The organism is Amycolatopsis sp. SB7-3 (genome assembly GCF_041021335.1).
Classification (GTDB): Bacteria; Actinomycetota; Actinomycetes; order Mycobacteriales; family Pseudonocardiaceae; genus Amycolatopsis; species Amycolatopsis japonica.
On sequence record NZ_JBFPJQ010000008.1, the window covers coordinates 177,752 to 196,354 of the forward strand.

Annotated in this window: 17 protein-coding genes; 8 read left to right on the plus strand and 9 right to left on the minus strand. The window is 69.0% G+C overall.

The window, feature by feature from the left end:
* Positions 1 to 636 precede the first annotated feature (636 nt).
* Positions 637 to 2,208: an ABC-F family ATP-binding cassette domain-containing protein gene (locus tag AB8M46_RS37185; protein WP_394363214.1), complete on the plus strand. Its 1,572-nt coding sequence runs from the start codon at positions 637 to 639 to the stop codon at positions 2,206 to 2,208.
* Between the two features lie 63 nt (positions 2,209 to 2,271).
* Here the strand turns inward: AB8M46_RS37185 and paaE are convergent, their stop codons facing one another.
* The 6 genes from paaE to paaZ are packed head-to-tail and all read right to left on the minus strand — an operon-like array spanning position 2,272 to position 7,934.
* Positions 2,272 to 3,342: a 1,2-phenylacetyl-CoA epoxidase subunit PaaE gene (gene paaE / locus AB8M46_RS37190; protein WP_394363215.1), complete on the minus strand. Its 1,071-nt coding sequence runs from the start codon at positions 3,340 to 3,342 to the stop codon at positions 2,272 to 2,274.
* A gap of 1 nt (position 3,343) precedes the next feature.
* Positions 3,344 to 3,832, minus strand: coding sequence for a 1,2-phenylacetyl-CoA epoxidase subunit PaaD (gene paaD, locus AB8M46_RS37195; RefSeq protein ID WP_394363216.1), 489 nt, complete (start codon positions 3,830 to 3,832; stop codon positions 3,344 to 3,346).
* On the minus strand, positions 3,826 to 4,683 hold the full coding sequence (gene paaC / locus AB8M46_RS37200; RefSeq protein ID WP_394363217.1) for a 1,2-phenylacetyl-CoA epoxidase subunit PaaC: 858 nt from the start codon (positions 4,681 to 4,683) through the stop codon (positions 3,826 to 3,828). The genes paaD and paaC overlap by 7 nt, the downstream gene beginning before the upstream one ends.
* A gap of 1 nt (position 4,684) precedes the next feature.
* On the minus strand, positions 4,685 to 4,969 hold the full coding sequence (gene paaB / locus AB8M46_RS37205) for a 1,2-phenylacetyl-CoA epoxidase subunit PaaB (protein WP_037346994.1): 285 nt from the start codon (positions 4,967 to 4,969) through the stop codon (positions 4,685 to 4,687).
* On the minus strand, positions 4,966 to 5,907 hold the full coding sequence (gene paaA, locus AB8M46_RS37210; protein ID WP_037346626.1) for a 1,2-phenylacetyl-CoA epoxidase subunit PaaA: 942 nt from the start codon (positions 5,905 to 5,907) through the stop codon (positions 4,966 to 4,968). The genes paaB and paaA overlap by 4 nt, the downstream gene beginning before the upstream one ends.
* Complete coding sequence (gene paaZ, locus AB8M46_RS37215; protein ID WP_394363218.1) at positions 5,904 to 7,934, minus strand: phenylacetic acid degradation bifunctional protein PaaZ; 2,031 nt, start codon at positions 7,932 to 7,934, stop codon at positions 5,904 to 5,906. Before paaZ ends, paaA begins: the two co-directional genes overlap by 4 nt.
* A 205-nt stretch (positions 7,935 to 8,139) precedes the next feature.
* Between paaZ and paaI the strand changes: the two genes are divergently transcribed.
* From paaI to AB8M46_RS37230, 3 genes are read left to right on the plus strand one after another with little or no spacing between them, the layout of a single operon-like run.
* Positions 8,140 to 8,523 carry a hydroxyphenylacetyl-CoA thioesterase PaaI gene (gene paaI, locus AB8M46_RS37220; protein WP_038517894.1) on the plus strand — a complete coding sequence of 128 codons (384 nt, stop codon included), beginning with the start codon at positions 8,140 to 8,142 and terminating at the stop codon, positions 8,521 to 8,523.
* A 2-nt stretch (positions 8,524 to 8,525) separates the two neighbouring features.
* On the plus strand, positions 8,526 to 9,809 hold the full coding sequence (gene paaK / locus AB8M46_RS37225) for a phenylacetate--CoA ligase PaaK (RefSeq protein ID WP_394363219.1): 1,284 nt from the start codon (positions 8,526 to 8,528) through the stop codon (positions 9,807 to 9,809).
* Positions 9,806 to 10,399 (plus strand): TetR/AcrR family transcriptional regulator, encoded by a 594-nt coding sequence (locus AB8M46_RS37230; protein WP_034323145.1) that lies wholly within the window; start codon positions 9,806 to 9,808, stop codon positions 10,397 to 10,399. Before paaK ends, AB8M46_RS37230 begins: the two co-directional genes overlap by 4 nt.
* Positions 10,400 to 10,407: 8 nt before the next feature.
* Here the strand turns inward: AB8M46_RS37230 and AB8M46_RS37235 are convergent, their stop codons facing one another.
* Positions 10,408 to 10,677, minus strand: coding sequence for a hypothetical protein (locus AB8M46_RS37235; protein WP_037346621.1), 270 nt, complete (start codon positions 10,675 to 10,677; stop codon positions 10,408 to 10,410).
* A gap of 125 nt (positions 10,678 to 10,802) precedes the next feature.
* Here AB8M46_RS37235 and AB8M46_RS37240 point away from each other — a divergent pair, with 125 nt between their 5' ends.
* Positions 10,803 to 11,468 (plus strand): TetR/AcrR family transcriptional regulator, encoded by a 666-nt coding sequence (locus AB8M46_RS37240; protein WP_378367051.1) that lies wholly within the window; start codon positions 10,803 to 10,805, stop codon positions 11,466 to 11,468.
* Here AB8M46_RS37240 and AB8M46_RS37245 read toward each other — a convergent pair.
* Positions 11,395 to 12,423 carry an AraC family transcriptional regulator ligand-binding domain-containing protein gene (locus tag AB8M46_RS37245; protein WP_394363220.1) on the minus strand — a complete coding sequence of 343 codons (1,029 nt, stop codon included), beginning with the start codon at positions 12,421 to 12,423 and terminating at the stop codon, positions 11,395 to 11,397. The two genes, AB8M46_RS37240 and AB8M46_RS37245, sit on opposite strands and share 74 nt — an antisense overlap.
* A gap of 80 nt (positions 12,424 to 12,503) precedes the next feature.
* Here AB8M46_RS37245 and AB8M46_RS37250 point away from each other — a divergent pair, with 80 nt between their 5' ends.
* The 3 genes from AB8M46_RS37250 to AB8M46_RS37260 all read left to right on the plus strand — a co-directional run bounded on the left by AB8M46_RS37250 (position 12,504) and on the right by AB8M46_RS37260 (position 16,859).
* Positions 12,504 to 13,607 (plus strand): winged helix DNA-binding domain-containing protein, encoded by a 1,104-nt coding sequence (locus AB8M46_RS37250; RefSeq protein WP_125735524.1) that lies wholly within the window; start codon positions 12,504 to 12,506, stop codon positions 13,605 to 13,607.
* Positions 13,608 to 13,737: 130 nt separating this feature from the next.
* A complete protein-coding gene (locus AB8M46_RS37255) occupies positions 13,738 to 15,195 on the plus strand; it encodes a flavin-containing monooxygenase (protein ID WP_394363221.1) in 1,458 nt (485 codons plus the stop codon).
* A complete protein-coding gene (locus AB8M46_RS37260) occupies positions 15,192 to 16,859 on the plus strand; it encodes a GMC oxidoreductase (RefSeq protein WP_394363222.1) in 1,668 nt (555 codons plus the stop codon). The genes AB8M46_RS37255 and AB8M46_RS37260 overlap by 4 nt, the downstream gene beginning before the upstream one ends.
* A gap of 138 nt (positions 16,860 to 16,997) precedes the next feature.
* Here AB8M46_RS37260 and AB8M46_RS37265 read toward each other — a convergent pair whose 3' ends face one another.
* A complete protein-coding gene (locus AB8M46_RS37265) occupies positions 16,998 to 18,488 on the minus strand; it encodes a chitinase (RefSeq protein WP_394363223.1) in 1,491 nt (496 codons plus the stop codon).
* Positions 18,489 to 18,603 lie beyond the last annotated feature (115 nt).

Genomic DNA, 18,603 nt, shown 5'->3' on the forward strand with positions numbered 1-18,603 from the left:
ATGCCTCTCGCGGGTCTTTGGGACAGGCCGTGACTCGGGGCTCTGTGGCGGGTCGTTCGTTGCCGGGATTCGGCGACGGCCCGAGCCGGGGTCGGGTGTCGCGTCGGGGCGACGCTCTGGTGCCGTTGCCGGTATTCGGCGACAGCGCCTGCCGGGGACCGGCCCGATGCCGCATCAGGGCCGACGCACCTGGCGGCCGTTACCGCAATTCGGCAACGACCACCTGCGGGAACCGGGACCGGCCCGACGTCACGTGACCGAGACCGACACGCCTGCACCGTTGCCGGAAATCGGCGACAACACCTGCCGACACCAGGGACCACCCCAGCACCGAATCAGGGCCGACCGCACCGGCGACCATTGCCGCAATTCGGCAACGACCGCGGAATCCACGACGCTAACCGCAGCCACATGACCGACTCCCCCGCGTTGCCGCAATTCGACGACAGCGCCTAGGGCACCAGGAACCGTCCCCGTGTCGCCGAATATCGACGACGGTGGTTGCGGTCGCATGATCCAGAGCTGCGACCGGGCCCACGAAAATCGGTCGCCACCCGGCCACCCAAGAGCTACCCTGCCACGGTGATCTTCTGAGACGAACCTGCGCCCTCATCCACCTCCTTCGCAGGGAGTCTCATGTCTTCTTCCTTGACGCTTTCCGACGTCACCTTCACCTGGCCCGACGGCGCCCCGGCGTTCGAGCGCCTTTCGCTCACCCTCGGCACCGGCCGCACCGGCCTGGTCGGCACCAACGGATCCGGCAAATCCACGCTGCTCAGGCTGCTCGCCGGCGAGCTGCGGCCCACGACGGGTTCCATCACCACACCGGGTGAACTCGGCTACCTGCCGCAGAACCTCGTCCTCGACACCGGACGCCGCGTCGACGACGTGCTCGGGGTCACCGCGATCCGCGCGGCGATCAGGGCCGTCGAGGACGGTTCCGCCACCGAAGAGCACTTCGCCACCATCGGCGACAACTGGGACGTCGAGGAACGCATCCGCGCGATCCTCGACCGGCTCGGCCTGGCAGCCGTCCGCCTGGACCGGCGGGCGGGCGAGCTGTCCGGCGGCGAACTCACGTTGCTCGGGCTGGCCGCCCTGCTGCTGCGCCGTCCCGCCGCGTTGCTGCTCGACGAGCCCACGAACAACCTCGACCTGCGGGCCCGTGAACTCGTGCACCGCGAGGTCGCGGGCTGGGGCGGGATCCTCGTCGTGGTCTCGCACGATCGCGAACTGCTCCGGCTGGTCGACCGGATCGCCGAGGTCCGGGACCACGAGGTCACCTTGTACGGCGGCAACCTCGCGGACTACGAACACGCCGTCGAGGTCGCGCAGGAGGCCGCCCGGCGACATGTGCGCGCGGCGGAGTCGGACGTCAAACGACAGAAGCGGGAGCTGGTCGAGGCCGGGATCAAACTCGCCCGGCGGGCCCGCTACGGCCAGCAGATGTGGGACCGGAAACGCGAACCCAAGGTGCGGATGCGCAAACGTCAGGAGGACGCGCAGATCGCCGCGGGCAAGTACCGGAACCTGCACACCGACCGGCTGGAAGGCGCCGTCGAGGCGCTGAAGGCCGCGGAGGAACTGGTGCGGGAGGACGCCGAGATCCGCGTCGAGCTGCCGGAGACGACCGTCGCCCGCGGCACGGACGTGCTCCGCATCGACGCCGTGCCCCGGTTCGGCCCGGCGGTGGACCTGCACGTCATGGGCCCCGAGCGGATCGCGCTCACCGGCCCGAACGGGTCGGGGAAGACCACCCTGCTGCGGACGATCGCCGGCGAGCTGCCGCCGAAGTCGGGTGAGGTGGGGCTCTTCGTCCCTGCGAGGCTGCTCCCCCAGCGGATCGACGTACTGGACGACACGCTGTCCATTGTGGACAACGTGCGGCTGGTCGCACCGTCGCTCACGGACAACGAGATCCGCGCGAGGCTCGCGCGGTTCCTGTTCCGGGGCAAGGCGGCCGACCGCGAGGTGGCGTCGTTGTCCGGCGGCGAGCGGTTCCGGGCGGCGCTGGCGACGTTGCTGCTGACCGAGCCCACGCCGCGGCTCCTGCTGCTCGACGAGCCGACGAACAACCTCGACCTGGCGAGCGTGCGGCGGCTCACCGAGGCGCTGCTGGCCTACCGGGGCACGCTGATCGTGGCGAGCCACGACCGGCCGTTCCTCGCCGACATCGGCATCACCCGGTGGCTCCCCCTCCGCAATTAGTCCTCTGGATGCGGTACTTGCACACGCAAGTACCGCATTCAGAGGACGAAACGCGGGGGTGGGTCAGGCGTCGAAGTCCACGGTGACGGCATCGGAGACGGGCACCGACTGGCAGGTGAGGACGAAACCGGCGTCGACTTCGGCCTTTTCCAGCGCGAAGTTGCGCCGCATGTCCACCTTGCCGTCGCAGATCTTCGCCCGGCAGGTGCCGCACACGCCGCCCTTGCAGGCGAACGGCAGATCCGGGCGGAACTTCTGCGCGCCGTCGAGCACCGAAGTCCCGCGCGGCAGCGTCATCGTCGTCGACCGGCCGTCGAGCACCAGCGTGACCTCGCTGGACGCCCCCACGACGGCCGGGTCGACGTGATGCACCGGCTCCGGCGGAGTGTCCACATAGAACAGTTCCTGATGCACGCGTTCGTCGGCGACGTCCAGCGAGCGCAGGAGTTCCTGCGCGCCGGTCACCATCTCGAACGGCCCGCACAGCCACCAGTGCGCGACGTCCTCGACCGGGATCAGCACGCTGCACAGGCGCCGCAGCTTCTCCACGTCGAGCCGCCCGGTGAACAGTTCGGCCTCGCGCGGCTCACGGGAGAGCACGTGGACGAGTTCGAGCCGCGCGGGGTAACGGTCCTTCAGATCCGCGAGGTCGTCGGCGAACATGACGGTGTCCGTGCGGCGGTTGCCGTAGAGCACGGTCACCGTCGCGTCGGAGTCGCTGAGCAGCGAAGACGCGATCGACAACACCGGCGTGATCCCCGATCCCGCCGCGATCAGCACGTGATGCCCGGCCGCTTCCAGATCGGGGCTGAAGTTGCCGGTCGGCGGCGCCACCTCGATCTCGTCGCCGGGTTTCACGTCGCGCACGAGCCACGACGAGAACAGCCCGCCCGGCACCTCGCGGACGCCGACCCGCGGCGCCGCGCCGGCGGGCGCGCAGATCGAGTACGACCGGCGCTCGTCGCGGCCGTCGATCTCGCGGCGCAGGGTCAGCGATTGCCCCGCCTTGAAACGGAAGGTGTCCGCGAGCTCTTCGGGCACGTCGAAGGTCACCGCGACGGCGTCGTCGCACAGGCGCTGGACGTCCGCCACCTTCAGGGCGTGGAATCCCGTGCGGCGCAGGGTTGCGGTCACGCTAGATCTCCTTGACGTGTTCGAACGGTTCGAGGCAGAACCGGCAGCGGCGCAAGGCTTTGCACGCCGTCGCGCTGAACCGGGACTGCTCTTCGGTGTCCGCGGAACCACAGTTCGGGCAGCGGACCGACGACACCGCCGGGCTCAGCGTGAGCGGGATCGGCCCGGCCCGCCGCGGCGCGGCGCCCGGCGGCGCGATCCCGGCCTCGGCCAGTTTCCGTTTGCCGTCTTCGGTGATCCAGTCGGTGGACCAGGCGGGCTGCAGCACCGTGCGGACCTCGACCTCGCCGTAGCCCGCGCCGGTGAGCGCGTGCACTAGGTCGTCGCGCATGGTGTCCATCGCCGGGCAGCCGGTGTAGGTCGGGGTGATCGCGACGACCACCCGACCGTCCTCTTCGGACACTTCTCGCAGCACGCCGAGGTCGGCGAGGGTGAGCATCGGCAGTTCCGGGTCGGTGACCGTGGCCGCCACGGCGTACGCGGTCACCATGTCGCGTCCGGATGTTCCCTGGCGACACTCTGCAGCGTCGCCAGCAGGTAGCCCATCCGCTCGGTGTGCACGCCGTCGCGGCCCATCCGACCGGAAACCCCGGCGAGGGCACCGGCTTCGGGACGTTTCAGCGTCGCGGCGGCCAGCACCTGATCCAGGATCGCGTCGAACTCCGGCCGCAACGACGGCGACTCGACGAACTCGACCTCGTGCGCCGCGAAAAGCTCGTCCACGTACGGCCAGACCGCGTCGAGGCCTTCCTGCATCCGCGCGTGGGACAGCTCGGTGCCGTCGCCGAGGCGCACGGCCCACTGGGCGGCGTAGTCGCGGTGGTACGCGACTTCCTTGACCCCCTTGTCCGCGATGGCCGCGAGCACGGGGTCCACAGAGGACTGAAGCCGTTGCAGCAAAGCGAGCCGCCAGATCGAGAACACCAGCAGCCGCGCGATCAGATGCCCGAAGTGCCCGCCTTCGAGCTCGGCCAGCCGGACGTTGCGGTACTCCTGCTCGCTCCGGAAGAAGGCGTACGAATCCTCCGAACGCTCGCTGCCGTCGGCCTTGCCCGCGCGGGCCAGCAGCAGCCGGGCCTGGCCGAGCAGGTCGAGCGCGATGTTGGCGATCGCGACCTCGTCCTCGAGTTCGGGCGCGTTCGTGCACCACTCCTGCAGCCGGTGCGAGAAGATCAGCGCGTCGTCGCCGAGCATCAGGCAGTAGGCCGCCAGCCTGTCACCGTCCACACCGGACGGGACCGTGGTGTCCACACCGGACAGCGGATCCTCGAACCCGGTGCCGAAGGCCCAGCGGGAGTCGTTCTCCTCGGTGATCGCCTCGTAGGCGTTGTCGAAGCTCATGTCAGATGTGGGGGACGTTGTCGGGGATTTCGTAGAACGTCGGGTGCCGGTACACCTTGTCGCCGCTGGGCGCGAAGAACGGGTCCTTCTCGTCCGGCGAGGAAGCGGTGATGTCCGACGCGCGCACGACCCAGATCGACACGCCCTCGTTGCGGCGGGTGTACAGATCCCGCGCGTGGTGCAACGCCATGTCGTCGTCCGCCGCGTGCAGCGAACCCACGTGCACGTGGTTCAGCCCGCGCTTGCCCCGGACGAACACCTCGTACAACGGCCAGTCGTGTTTCATCGCGAACCCTTCTTCGCTGCGTGCGCCGAGGCGGCTTCCCGCACCCACGCGCCGTCTTCCTGGGCCCGCCGCCGGTGCGCGACGCGCTGGGCGTTGCATGGGCCGTTGCCCTTCAACACGTTCTTGAACTCGTCCCAGTCGACGGCGCCGAAGTCGTAGTGCCCGCGCTCGGCGTTCCACTTCAGGTCCGGGTCCGGGAAGGTGACCCCCAGCGCCTCGGCCTGCGGAATGGACATGTCGACAAACCGCTGGCGCAGCTCGTCGTTGGTGTGCCGTTTGACCTTCCACGCCATCGACTGCGCGGTGTTCGGCGAATCCGCGTCCGGCGGGCCGAACATCATCAGCGACGGCCACCACCAGCGGTTCACCGCCTCCTGCACCATCTCGCGCTGCTTCTCGGTGCCGCGCATCATGGTCATCAGCAGTTCGTAGCCCTGCCGCTGGTGGAAGGACTCCTCCTTGCAGATGCGGATCATGGCGCGCGCGTACGGCCCGTACGAGCTGCGGCACAACGGGACCTGGTTGCAGATCGCCGCGCCGTCCACCAGCCAGCCGATCACGCCGACGTCGGCGAAGGTCAGCGTCGGATAGTTGAAGATCGACGAGTACTTCTGCTTGCCGTTGATCAGCTTGTCGGTCAGATCCGCGCGGTCGGCGCCGAGCGTGGCGGCCGCGGAGTACAGGTACAGCCCGTGCCCGGCCTCGTCCTGCACCTTCGCGAGCAAGATCGCCTTACGCCGCAAGGAAGGCGCGCGGGTGATCCAGTTGCCCTCCGGCTGCATGCCGATGATCTCCGAATGCGCGTGCTGCGCGATCTGCCGGATCATCGTCTTGCGGTAACCCTCGGGCACCCAGTCACGCGGTTCGATGCGCTGGTCGCGCTCGATCGTCGCCTCGAAATGCCGTTCGAGGTCTTCTTCCGGCAACGTCGCGGTCATGACTGCTCCTTCGCCACCAGGGTGAGGACGTCGTACTTGGCGACCGAGTCACCGTCGGCGTTGGTGACGTCGGCGTCCCAGCGGACCTCGCCGTACTCCTGGTCGATCCGCGGGGTGATCTGCTTGGCGGTCAAGGTCACGGTCAGCGAGTCGCCGACCTTGACCGGGGTGAGGAACCGCAGGTTCTCCAGGCCGTAGTTCGCCAGCACCGGGCCAGGCTCCGGCGAGACGAACAGGCCCGCCGCGAACGAGACCACGAGGTACCCGTGCGCCACGATCCCGCCGAACAGCGGGTTCGCCGCCGCGGCCTCGGGATCGGTGTGGGCGTAGAAGGTGTCGCCGGTGAACTCGGCGAAGTGGTCGACGTCCTCCTGGCTGACGGTGCGCGGACCGGCGACCACGGAGTCGCCGATCTTCAGCTCCGCCAAGGACTTCCGGAACGGGTGGACGTCGCCTTCGGCGCGCGGCGCACCCGCGACCCAGCGGCCGGTGACCGTGCTCAGGGCGGCGGGCGAACCCTGGACCGCCGTGCGCTGCATGTGGTGCAGCACGCCGCGGACGCCGCCCATCTCCTCGCCGCCACCGGCACGGCCGGGACCACCGTGCACCAGCTGCGGCATCGGGGAACCGTGCCCGGTGGATTCCTTGGCGTCTTCGGCGTCCAGCACCAGCAGGCGGCCGTGGTACGGCGCGACGCCGAGGACGACCTCGCGCACGAACTCCTTGTCGGCGGAAACGACGGAGCCCACGAGGCTGCCGCCGCCGCGGGCGGCGAGCTCGATGACCTGCTCGGTGGAGGTGTAGGGCAGCAGCGTCGACACCGGGCCGAACGCCTCGACCTCGTGCGGCTCGGAGCGCTCCGGGTCGGCCTTCAGCAGTACGGGTGAGATGAACGCGCCGCGTTCGGCGTCCGCGCCGACCACCTCGACCTGCTCCGGGTCGCCGAAGACGACGGTGCCGACGTCCAGCAGCGCCTTGAGCGACCGCCGGACCTCCTCGCGCTGCTCCAGGCTGGCGAGGGCACCCATCCGGACGCCCTCGGCGGTCGGGTTTCCGACGGTGGTCTTCGCCAGGCGTGCGCTCGCGGCTTCGGCGACGTCGTCGAGCAGGTCGGCGGGGACGAAGGCGCGGCGGATGGCGGTGCACTTCTGGCCCGCCTTGACCGTCATCTCGGTGGTCAGCTGCTTGACGTAGAGGTCGAACTCGGTGGTGCCGGGTTTGGCGTCCGGGCCGAGGATCGACAGGTTCAGCGAGTCGGCCTCGGCGTTGAACCGCACCGAGTTGCGCACGATCGCGGGGTGCGCGCGCAGCTTCTGCGCGGTCGAAGCGGAACCGGTGAACGAGACGAGGTCCTGTGCGGTGACGTGGTCGAGCAGGTCGCCGACGCTGCCCGCGACGAACTGCAGCGTGCCCTCGGGCAGGATGCCGGATTCGATGATGATCTCGACCAGCCGCGCGGTGAGGTACGCGGTCTGGCTGGCCGGCTTGATCAGGCTCGGCACGCCGGCGAGGAACGCGGGCGCGAACTTCTCCAGCGGACCCCACACGGGGAAGTTGAACGCGTTGATCTGGACGGCGACCCCGCGCAGCGGCACGGCGATGTGCTGGGCGACGAAGGTGCCGCCCTTGCTCAGCGGCTCGACGTTGCCGTCGACGTAGACGGTGTCGTTCGGCAGTTCGCGCTTGCCCTTGCTGGAGTAGGCGAACAGCACGCCGATGCCGCCGTCGATGTCGACCATCGAGTCGCCCTTGGTCGCGCCCGTCCGCGCGGAGAGCGCGTACAGCTCTTCGCGGTGCTCGCGCAGGTGGGAGGCCAGCGCCTTCAGCAGCGCGGCACGCTGGTGGAAGGTCAGCTCGCGCAGCGCGGGGCCGCCGACGCGGCGGCCGTACTCCAGCGCGGCGGCGAAGTCGATGCCGTCGGACGAGACCCGGGCGACCTCTTCGCCGGTGGAGGCGTCGTGCAGCGGTACTCCGTCACTTTCCGCCGTGTGCCACCCGCCGGAGACGTAGCTGCGCAGCAATGCCATGGGGCCGACCCTTCGATGGTGGGATTAACAGACCGTCCGTTCAGTAATTCACTGTAGCTCCTGACCGGGGTCTTGCAAACCCCCCGAAGGCGGTGGACCCTTGACATCTGCCCGAAGGCGCGCCTTTACTTGCGGCACCCTTTAACAACCGTCCGTTCGGTCAGTAACCAGGTGGTCTCGTATGACTGGCAACGCCGCGCACACGATGTTCGCCGACGACCAGGCGTCGAAGGCGCTGGGCATCGAGCTGATCGAGGCCGCCGAAGGCCACGCCGTCGCCACCATGCGGATCACCGAGACGATGGTCAACGGCCACGACATCGCCCACGGCGGCTACGTCTTCCTGCTGGCCGACACGACCTTCGCCTGCGCCTGCAACAGCCACGGCCCGGTGACCGTCGCGGCCGGCGCGGAGATCTCCTTCGTCGCGGCGGGCAAACTCGGCGACCACCTCATCGCCACCGCCACCGAACGGACGCGTTACGGCCGCAACGGCATCTACGACGTCACCGTGCACCGGGAGACCCCCGACGGGCCGGAGGTCGTCGCCGAATTCCGCGGCCGCAGCCGCACCATCCAGAAGGCGTGACGATGACTTTCAGCGACGAAGCCGAGAACCTCACCATCGACGAACTCCAGGCGCTGCAACTGAAGCGCCTCCGGTGGACGCTGCGGCACGCGTACGACAACGTGCCCTTCTACACGCGGAAGTTCGACGAGGCGGGCGTTCACCCGGACGACTGCAAGGCGCTGGAAGATCTGGCGAAGTTCCCCTTCACCACCAAGCAGGATCTGCGCGACAACTACCCGTTCGGCATGTTCGCCGTGCCCGAGTCGCAGGTCAGCCGCATCCACGCGTCCAGCGGCACCACCGGGAAACCGACCGTCGTCGGCTACACGTCCGAAGACATCGACACCTGGGCGACGGTGATGGCGCGTTCGATCCGCGCCGCGGGCGGGCGGCCGGGCGACAAGGTCCACGTCGCCTACGGCTACGGCCTGTTCACCGGCGGGCTCGGCGCGCACTACGGCGCCGAAAAGCTCGGCTGCACGGTGATCCCGGCGTCGGGCGGTATGACCGCGCGGCAGGTGCAGATCATCACCGATTTCAAACCCGAGATCATCATGGTCACCCCGTCGTACATGCTGACGCTGCTCGACGAGTTCGAGCGGCAGGGCATCGACCCACAGACGAGTTCGCTCAAGGTCGGCATCTTCGGCGCGGAGCCGTGGACCGAGCAGATGCGCACGGAGATCGAGGAACGCGTCGGCATCGACGCGGTCGACATCTACGGCCTGTCCGAGGTGATGGGCCCCGGTGTCGCGCAGGAATGCGTCGAGACCAAGGACGGGCTGCACATCTGGGAGGACCACTTCTTCCCCGAGGTGATCGACCCGTTCACCGAGAAACCGACCGACGCCGAGGGTGAGCTGCTGTTCACCTCGCTCACCAAGCAGGCGCTGCCGATCATCCGGTACCGCACGCGCGACCTGACCAGGCTGCTGCCGGGCACCGCGCGGCCGGCGTACCGGCGGATGGAGAAGGTGACCGGGCGTAGCGATGACATGATCATCCTGCGTGGCGTCAACGTCTTCCCCACGCAGATCGAGGAAGTCGTGCTGGTGACCCCCGCGCTCGCGCCGCATTTCCAGCTGATCCGGTCCACGAAGGGCCGGATGGACCACCTGACCGTCCGCGTCGAAGCGCGTCCGGACGCCACCGCCGAGCAGCGCGCCGAGGCCGCCGCCCGGCTGATCGCCGGGGTGAAGGACGGGGTCGGCGTGAGCGTCGGCGTCGAGGTCGTCGACCCGGACACGCTGGAACGTTCGCTGGGCAAGATGCGCCGCGTCCTCGACGAACGGGACCGCGCTTGAGCACCCCCGCCCGCCGGGGGCGCCCCGGGTACGACCTCGAGTCGCTGCTGCAGGTCGCGGTGAAGCTGTTCAACGAGCGCGGCTACGACGGCACCAGCATGGAGGACCTCTCCCGCAAGCTCGGCATCACGAAATCCGCGATCTACCACCACGTGCCGAGCAAGGAGGAGCTGCTGCGGCTCGCCGTCGACCGCGCGCTGAACGGCCTGTTCGCCGTCGCCGCCGAGACGGAATCCTTCGAGGGCAAGGCGATCGAAAAGCTGGAGCATCTGGTGCGGGGCAGTGTCCTCGTGCTGGTCGACCAGCTGCCGTTCGTGACCCTGCTGCTGCGGGTGCGCGGCAACACCAAAATCGAACGGGCGGCGCTCGCTCGGCGGCGCGAATTCGACCGGCTCGTCACGGAACTGGTGAAACAGGCCGAAACCGAGGGCGACGTGCGCCCCGACATCGATCCCGCGGTCACCGCGCGCCTGCTGTACGGCATGGTGAACTCGCTGATCGAGTGGTACCGGCCGCGTCGTGGTTCGGCCGGGACCGAGCTGGCGGACGCGGTGTGCAAGATCGCCTTCGACGGCCTGCGGACCCAATAGCCGGACGTTCAGCCTTTCGGCGGCCGCCGCGCCTGCCAGACCAGCGCGTCGCGTAGCTGCTGGATGAGCTGTTCGTCGTCGGCCTCCGACGGATCCACCCCGAGCGGGATCCAGCGTTCGCAGACCTCGGCACCGTTCTCGAAACTCGTGATCACGATCCCCGCGTAGGAGACGCTTTCCTCCCCGCTGTCACCTTGGATGCGGACGTCACGATGCTGCAGCCGCACACTGACCCACCGCCCGGCGCGGCGAACCGGATCGCGCTCAGCACTGGTCATTCGTCCCTACCCATGACACCCGGTCCCCCCGCCCCGAACGTCGCCGCGAAGGCCCCGGGGGTTACCGAGGGGTTGTTCCGAATGAGTAACGGCAGGCGGCCACGTGAAACGGTTACGCTCGGCCCATGAGCACCGATCCGGAAGCCCGGCGGCGCCGCCTCGAACCGGCCGCCCGGCGGGCCGAGATCCTGACCGCGGCCCGGCGGCTGTTCGGCGAGGGCACGTACGCCTCGGTTTCGACCTCGGACATCGCGAAGGCCGCCGGGGTGGCCCGGCCGCTGATCAACCACTACTTCGGCGGCAAACGCGAGCTGTACCTGGAAGTCGTCCGGCAGATGATGATCGTCCCGGCGCCGGTGATCGAGAACCTGCCGGAGACGACCGCCGAAGAGCGGCTCGCGATCAGCGTCCGGCACTGGATCGAGGTCGTCGAGCGCAACGAGCAGGCCTGGCTGACGGCGATCGGCCCGGAGGCGGTGGGCCGCGATCCGGAGATCGAGCGGATCATGCTGGAGGGTGACGAGATCGCCGCCGATCGCGTGCTCGCGGCCGCGTTGATGAGCGACGTCACCGAGGGTCGCGAAGAACTGCGCGCGATGATCCGGTCGTACGGCGGGATGCTGCGCGCGGCGTCACGCGAATGGCTGATCCGCGGCACGCTCGGCAGGGAGGAGCTGCGGGTGTTCCTCACCGAGTCGATCCTGCATCTGCTGCGGGTCACCTACCCGGCCGTGCTCGCAACGCGTTCCGCCGGGCATAAGCCGCCGGCGTCATCCCCTTCCAGCGTTTGAAGGCGTAGATGAAACTCGACGCCTCCGCGTAGCCCAGCCGCAGCGCGACGTCCTCCACGGTGAGCGCGCCGGTGTCCAGCAGTTCCTCCGCCAGCGCCTGGCGGACCTCGTCGAGCAGGGCCCGGTAGCCGGTCCCGGCCTCGAACAGCCGTCGCCGCAGGGTCCGGGGGCTGAGCGCGAGCTGCCGCGCGACCTCCTCCATACCCGCGTCGACCCCGCCGAGCCGCACCAGCCTTTCCCGCACCTGCTGGGCGATCCCGGATCGCTCCCGTTTCCGTGACACCAGCAGTTCGCATTGCGCGGCGCACACCGCGACGGTCTGGTCGTTGGCCTGCGGCAGCGGTTTGTCGAGCAGGAGCGGGTCCAGGGTGGCGACATGTGACGGCGCCGAGAACGACGGCGCCAGCCCGAAGGTCCGCACGTATTCGTCCACAGTGGAGGGTTTGCCGTGCCGGAAGGCCAAGGAGCGCAAGGAGATGTCCGGCAGGATGTCGCGCATGACGGTGTGGATGGCGCCGAGGTCGCGCAGCAGCAGGAAGCGGGCGACGTCGCCGGGCACGCGGCTGTCGTCCATGGCGAGCGCGAGTCGTCCCGCCTCGACGGTCACGTGCGGGATGCAGAACGTGAAGCTCAGGTCCAGGTAGCGCAGGGCGAAGCGCATCGCGTCCCCCAGCGTCGGGCTGCTGATGCACGCGAACCCGAAGATGCCGAACGCGCTGACCCGGTATCGCCTGCTCAGCCGCAGCGCGACGGCGTCCTCGCCGCCGAGCCCGCGGACCAGGGCCCGGACCACGGCGAGTTCCTGACGCGCGTCGACCTGGCCGTCCACGGGGGCGTGCTCGTAGGACTCCAGCCCCTCGACGCCGTTCTCCGCGGCGAAGCGGGCCATGAGCACGATGCTCGCCGTGCCGCGCGGGTAGTCCCAGTCCCGGATCACCGGCGGCGGTAGTTCCATGGCCGGGATTATGGATCCCCTGGCGTCGATCGGCCCATTGAGGACCATAACTGTCCTTGATCCCCTTTAGGGTGAGCGGCATGTCCGACACGTTGAGCAGGCGCGCGCTGAACCGCGCCATGCTGGACCGGCAGTTGCTGCTCCGGCGTTCGAAGATGACCGCGCTCGAAGCGGTCGAGCATCTGGCGGGCCTTCAGGCGCAGGCGCCGAACCCGCCGTACTTCGCGCTCTGGACCCGGCTGCACGGCTTCCGCCAGGAAGACCTGGCGAGCCTCCTGCTGGACAAGAGTGTCGTGCGGATCGCGCTCATGCGCGGCACGGTGCACCTGGTCACGCCGTCGGACGCGCTCGCGTGGCGCCCCATCGTGCAGCCGCTCTACGACCGCTCGGTGCTCGGCAACACCCAGCACGGCCCCGACATCAAGGGTCTCGACCACCAGGAGATCGCCCGCACCGCCCGCAAGCTGCTGGGCGAGCGGCCGCTTTCGTCGGCAGGCCTCGGCGCGGAACTGGCGAAGCACTGGGAGGGCGTCGCGCCGTCGTCGCTGGTGCACGTCGCGCGGGCGCTGCTGCCGCTGGTGCAGATCCCACCGCGCGGCGTCTGGGGCAAATCCGGGCAGCCGACGTACCAGACCACCGGGGACTGGCTGGGCGCCGAACCGGACACCGCGCCGTCGCCGGAAGCGATGTTCCGGCGCTATCTGGCCGCGTTCGGGCCGGCCAGCGTGCAGGACGCGCAGGCCTGGGCCGGGATCACGAAACTCGGCGACGTCGCCGAGCGGCTGCGGCCGGAGCTGCGGACGTTCCGTGACGAGAACGGCCGCGAGCTCTTCGACCTGCCCGAGGCCTCGCGTCCGGATCCGGACACCCCCGCGCCCGCGCGGCTGCTGGGCCCGTTCGACCAGACCGTCCTGTCCTACGCCGACCGCACGCGGGTGATCAGCGACGAGCACCGCAAGGTCGTCATCACGCAGAACGGCCTGGTCAAGGGCACCATCCTGGTCGGCGGCATGGTGAAGGGCTTCTGGGAGATCAAGACGGTGAAGAAGGCGGCTTCGGTGGTGATCACGCCGTTCGAGCGCGTCCCGAAGCGCGATCTGGACACCCTGGAGAGCTCCGCGCACCGCCTCCTGGCCTGGGCGCACCCGCAGGCGGAGACCCACTCGGTGCATTTCGTCCTCTGAATGCGGTAGTTGGCAGCGCGAACCACCGCATTCAGAGGACGAAATGCGGGAGGGGCGTGGCCGGAAATCTCGATCGAGTGGCCGCTCGTGTACTTCCACCAGGGGTGACCGCTGGGTAACTTCGGTCGGCATGGGCGATACGAGTGTGCTGATCGTAGGGACGGGCTTCGGCGGGGTCGGGACGGCGATCGAGCTCAAACGCGCCGGCTTCGACGACTTCACCATCCTGGAGAGCGCCGACGAACCCGGCGGCGTCTGGCGGGAGAACACGTACCCCGGCGCGGGCTGCGACATCCCGTCGCCGCTCTACTCGTTCTCCTACGAGCCCAATCCCGACTGGCCGAAGCGGTTCTCGCTGCAACCGGACATCCACGAGTACCTCAAACGCGTGGTGCGCCGCTACGGGCTCGAACCGCACATCCGGTTCGGCGTCCGCGTCACCTCCGCGGCCTTCGACGAGGAGCGCGGGCTCTGGCGGGTGGAGACCGCGGGCGGCGAGACGTACGAGGCGAACGTCTTCGTCCCCGCCGTCGGCCAGCTCTCGCGCCCCGTCCAGCCGGACATACCCGGCCAGGAGACCTTCGAAGGCGCCAGTTTCCACTCCGCGCACTGGGATCACGACGTCGACCTGCGCGGCAAGAAGGTCGCGGTGATCGGCACCGGCGCGAGCGCGATCCAGTTCGTGCCCGAACTCCAGCGCCAGGCGGGCGAACTGACCGTTTTCCAGCGCACCGCGCCCTACATCATGGCGAAACGGGACACCAGCTACCGGCGCTGGCAGCAGCGGCTGTTCCGGCATCTGCCCGCCACCCAGTCACTCGGCAGGCTCCGGATCTTCCTGCTCGCCGAATACGCGACCTACGCGATGACGAAGCATCCGTTGCTGGCCAAGATCTTCGAGCTGCGGACGGCCCAGCTGCGCCGCCGTCACATCAAGGACCCGGCGCTGCGCGAGAAACTCACGCCGGACTACCCGCTGGGCTGCAAACGGATCCTGTTCACCAACGAATACCTGCCCGCTCTGGCGCAGCACAACGTCGCCGTCGAGACGCGGCGCATCAGCGCGATCACCCCGTCCGGCGTGCTCACCGAGGACGGCGTCGAGCACGAGGCCGACGTCATCGTCTACGGCACCGGTTTCGCGGCGACCGACTTCCTCGGCGAGCTGAAGGTGGAAGGCCTCGGCGGAAAAGCGTTGTCGGACGCGTGGAAGGGCGGCGCGCGGGCGTACCTCGGCATGACCGTGCCGGGCTTCCCGAACCTGTTCTGCGTCTACGGTCCCAACACGAACCTCGGCGCGGGCTCCATCATCTACATGATCGAACGGCAGGCCCGCTACATCCGCCAGGCCGTCGAACACCTCGCGAAACCCGAAGTGTCCTATATGGACGTCGTCCCGGAGGTCGAGCAACGGTACGACGAGGAGATCCAGCGGCGGCTGGGCAAGAGTGTCTGGACGTCCTGCGCCAGCTGGTACCGCCAGGAGAACGGGCGCGTGAGCACGAACTGGCCCGGTCTGGTCACCGAATACGACCGCCGGACGAAGACGCTCGACCTCGGCGACTACCGGACGGCGGGACCGCGGTGAACTACGACGTGCTGGTGATCGGCTCCGGTTTCGGCGGCAGCGTGACCGCGTTGCGGCTCACCGAGAAGGGCTATCGGGTCGGCGTGCTGGAGACCGGACGCCGCTTCGCCGACGACGAGTTCGCGAAAACCTCCTGGCGGCTGCGGAAATACCTGTGGGCGCCGAAACTGGGCTGCTTCGGCATCCAGCGCCTGACCCTGCTGAAGAACACGTTCGTCCTGAGCGGCGCGGGTGTCGGCGGCGGCTCGCTGGTCTACGCGAACACGCTCTACGAGCCTCCGGACACCTTCTACCGGGATCCGCAGTGGGCGCACATCACCGACTGGAAGGCCGAACTCGCCCCGCATTACGACCAGGCGAAACGGATGCTGGGCGTGGTCGAGAACCCGCTGGTCACCCCGGCCGACCGCGTGCTGCGGGAAGTCGCCGAGGACATGGGGATCGCGGACACCTACCGGCCGACCCCGGTCGGCGTCCACTTCGGCGCACGCGACGTCGACCCGTTCTTCGGCGGTGAGGGCCCGCTGCGGAAACCGTGCACGCACTGCGGTGAGTGCATGACCGGCTGCCGGGTGGGCGCGAAGAACACGACCGTCAAGAACTACCTGTACCTGGCGGAGAAGGCGGGCACGGAGGTCCACCCGCTGACCACCGCGGTGTCGGTCCGGCCGATCGGCGGCGGCTACGCCGTCGACACCGTCCGAACAGGACGGTGGGTCCGCAAGGCAAAGCGGACCTTCACCGCCGAGCACGTCGTGTTCGCCGCCGCTTCCCTGGGCACGCAACGACTTCTGCACTCGCTCAAGGATTCGGGCATCCTGCCGGAGCTGTCGCCGCGGTTGGGCCTGCTCGCCAGGACGAACTCCGAGGCCGTCCTCGCCGCGCGCTCGCTGCGCGACGACACGGACTTCACGCGCGGCGTCGCGATCACGTCGTCGATCCATCCCGACGCCGTCACGCATGTCGAACCGGTGCGCTACGGCAAGGGCAGCAACTTCATGGGCCTGCTGACGACGGTGCTCGTCGACGCCGAACCGGGCAAACGCCGATGGGTGCTGGGCGCGCGCGAACTGTGGCGGAACCGGCGGAACCTGGTGCGGCTGCACAACCCGCGACGCTGGTCGGAGCGGATGGTCGGGCTGCTGGTGATGCAGACGCTGAACAATTCCGTGACCACGTACACGAAACGTGGACTCTTCGGCCGCCGGATGACCACGAAACAGGGCGTCGGCGAGCCGAACCCCGAGTGGATCCCCGCCGGGCACGAGGTCACGCGGCGGGTGGCTGACAAGATCGGCGGGCTGGCGCAGGGAGCGTGGACGGATCTGGCGAACATCCCGATCACCGGGCATTTCATCGGCGGCTGCGCGATCGGCGACAGCGCCGAGACCGGCGTCGTCGATCCGTACCAGCGGGTGCACGGATATCCGGGGCTGCACATCGCCGACGGCTCGGCGATCTCGGCGAACCTCGGCGTGAACCCGTCGCTGACCATCACCGCGCAGGCGGAACGCGCGATGTCGTTGTGGCCCAACAAGGGCGAGGAGGATCCCCGGCCGCCGCTCGGCGCCGCCTACCGGCGCCTGTCCCCCGTCGCCCCGCTGAAGCCCGTCGTCCCTCCGGAGGCCCCGGCGGCCCTCCGCCTGCCCCTCACACCCCTCTAACCCCCGCGCGTTTCGTCCTCTGGATGCGGTAGTTCGCCCTGCCAACTACCGCATCCAGAGGACGAAACGCATGAAGTGGAAAGGGCGGAGCACCGTCGCCCGCGCGACGACGGTGCCCCGCCCCGGTCTAGCGGATCATCACGGGAGGCCGGCCAGGCCCGCGCTCACCGTGTTCGACCACGCGTAGCCCTGCGAGGCGTCCCAGTTGATCGACCAGGTCATCGCGCCGCGGATCGCCGGGTACGTCGTCGAGGGCTTGAACGAGCCGCAGTTCGTGCCCTTCGCGAGGCAGTTCAGCGCGCTGACCGTGTTGCCGGGCGCCTGGTAGCCGCCACCGGCCGCCGAGCCCGACGCGGGCAGGCCGAGACCGACCTGGTCGGCCCGCAGACCGCTCTGCAGCTGGATGCAGGCCAGCGCGGTGAGGAAGTCGACCGTGCCCTGCGAGTAGACCTTCTGGTCGCAGCCGAGCATCGAGCCGCTGTTGTAGTACTGCATGTTGACGATGGTCAGGATGTCCTTGACGTTCAGCGCCAGCTTGAAGTACTCCGCCGCCGGGCTCTGCATGTCGATCGTCTGCGGCGCCATGGTGATGACGGTGCCGCCCGCCGCGTGGATGCTGCGCAGCGCCTGCGCCATGTAGGTCGCGTTGACGCCGTTCTCGAGGTCGATGTCGACGCCGTCGAAGCCGTAGGTCGCGATGAGCGACTTCATGCTGTTGGAGAAGTTCGTCGCCGCGGCCGAGGAGTCGACGCGGATCGTGCCCTTCTCGCCGCCGACGGACAGGATGACCTTCTGTCCGCGCGCCTGCGCCGTCTTGATGTCGGCCTTGAACTGCGCGTCGGTGTAGCCGCCGAGCTGGCTCGACAGACCGGAGTCGAGGGTGAAGGTGACCGCGCCCGGCGTGGTCGTCGCGTCCGCGAAGGACACCGCGATGATGTTGTACTTCGTCGGGACGTCGGCGAGCTTGAGCGCCTTCGCGCCGTTGTAGAAGTTCTGCCAGTAGCCGGTGATCACGTGCTTCGGCAGGTTCCCGGTCGGCGGGGTGCTCGTCGTGGTCGTCGGCGGGTTCGACGTGGTGGTCGTCGGGCTCGTGGACGTCGTCGGCGTGGTCGGCGTCGTGGTCGGCGAGCCGCCGGGGCCGTCGAGGTTCACGTCGTCGGCGAAGTACGCGGGCTGGCCGTACCAGCCGTGCAGGTAGATCTCGACGCTGGTGGTGGACGCGCCGGTGGTGAAGCTCAGCGAGAGCTGGCTCCAGCTGCCGCCACCCGGGGTCCAGGTGTTCTTGTCACCCGTCCCGGTGCCGGTGACACCGAGGTAGGTGTAGCTGCCCTGCACCCACGCCGAAAGCGTGTACGCGGTGTTGGCCTTGACCGCCACGCTCTGCGAGCAGCGGGCGTTGTCCTGTCCGGCCGGGGTGGCGCTGAGCGCGCGGCTTCCCGAGTGGACCGGCGTGGTGACCACGGAGGACGTGCCGGAGCAGGTCCAGCCGCTCGTGGTCCCGAGTTCGAAGCCCGGATTGGTCAGGATGTTGGCGGCCGAGGCGTTGCCCGAGACCGCGAAAGTCACCCCCAGGCACACGGCCAGTGACGACAGCAGGGCGAGGAACGCGTGTTTCGGCTTCACTTTCACGACTGGCCTCCACGAACAGGTGATGTCGGCCACATCAAAATGGTACAGACCAATACAACTGTCAAGGGTTCGGTTAGGGGAGGCCATACGAAAGTCGGCTCGGCGCGAGCGGCAG

Excerpts from the sequence above, each read along its gene's own strand:
- AB8M46_RS37185 (WP_394363214.1), top strand. The coding sequence starts at position 637 with ATGTCTTCTTCCTTGACGCTTTCCGACGTCACCTTCACCTGGCCCGAC.
- paaD (WP_394363216.1), bottom strand. The coding sequence starts at position 3,832 with ATGGTGACCGCGTACGCCGTGGCGGCCACGGTCACCGACCCGGAACTG.
- paaC (WP_394363217.1), bottom strand. The coding sequence starts at position 4,683 with ATGAGCTTCGACAACGCCTACGAGGCGATCACCGAGGAGAACGACTCC.
- paaB (WP_037346994.1), bottom strand. The coding sequence starts at position 4,969 with ATGAAACACGACTGGCCGTTGTACGAGGTGTTCGTCCGGGGCAAGCGC.
- paaA (WP_037346626.1), bottom strand. The coding sequence starts at position 5,907 with ATGACCGCGACGTTGCCGGAAGAAGACCTCGAACGGCATTTCGAGGCG.
- paaZ (WP_394363218.1), bottom strand. The coding sequence starts at position 7,934 with ATGGCATTGCTGCGCAGCTACGTCTCCGGCGGGTGGCACACGGCGGAA.
- paaI (WP_038517894.1), top strand. The coding sequence starts at position 8,140 with ATGTTCGCCGACGACCAGGCGTCGAAGGCGCTGGGCATCGAGCTGATC.
- paaK (WP_394363219.1), top strand. The coding sequence starts at position 8,526 with ATGACTTTCAGCGACGAAGCCGAGAACCTCACCATCGACGAACTCCAG.
- AB8M46_RS37235 (WP_037346621.1), bottom strand. The coding sequence starts at position 10,677 with ATGACCAGTGCTGAGCGCGATCCGGTTCGCCGCGCCGGGCGGTGGGTC.
- AB8M46_RS37240 (WP_378367051.1), top strand. The coding sequence starts at position 10,803 with ATGAGCACCGATCCGGAAGCCCGGCGGCGCCGCCTCGAACCGGCCGCC.
- AB8M46_RS37245 (WP_394363220.1), bottom strand. The coding sequence starts at position 12,423 with ATGGAACTACCGCCGCCGGTGATCCGGGACTGGGACTACCCGCGCGGC.
- AB8M46_RS37250 (WP_125735524.1), top strand. The coding sequence starts at position 12,504 with ATGTCCGACACGTTGAGCAGGCGCGCGCTGAACCGCGCCATGCTGGAC.
- AB8M46_RS37255 (WP_394363221.1), top strand. The coding sequence starts at position 13,738 with ATGGGCGATACGAGTGTGCTGATCGTAGGGACGGGCTTCGGCGGGGTC.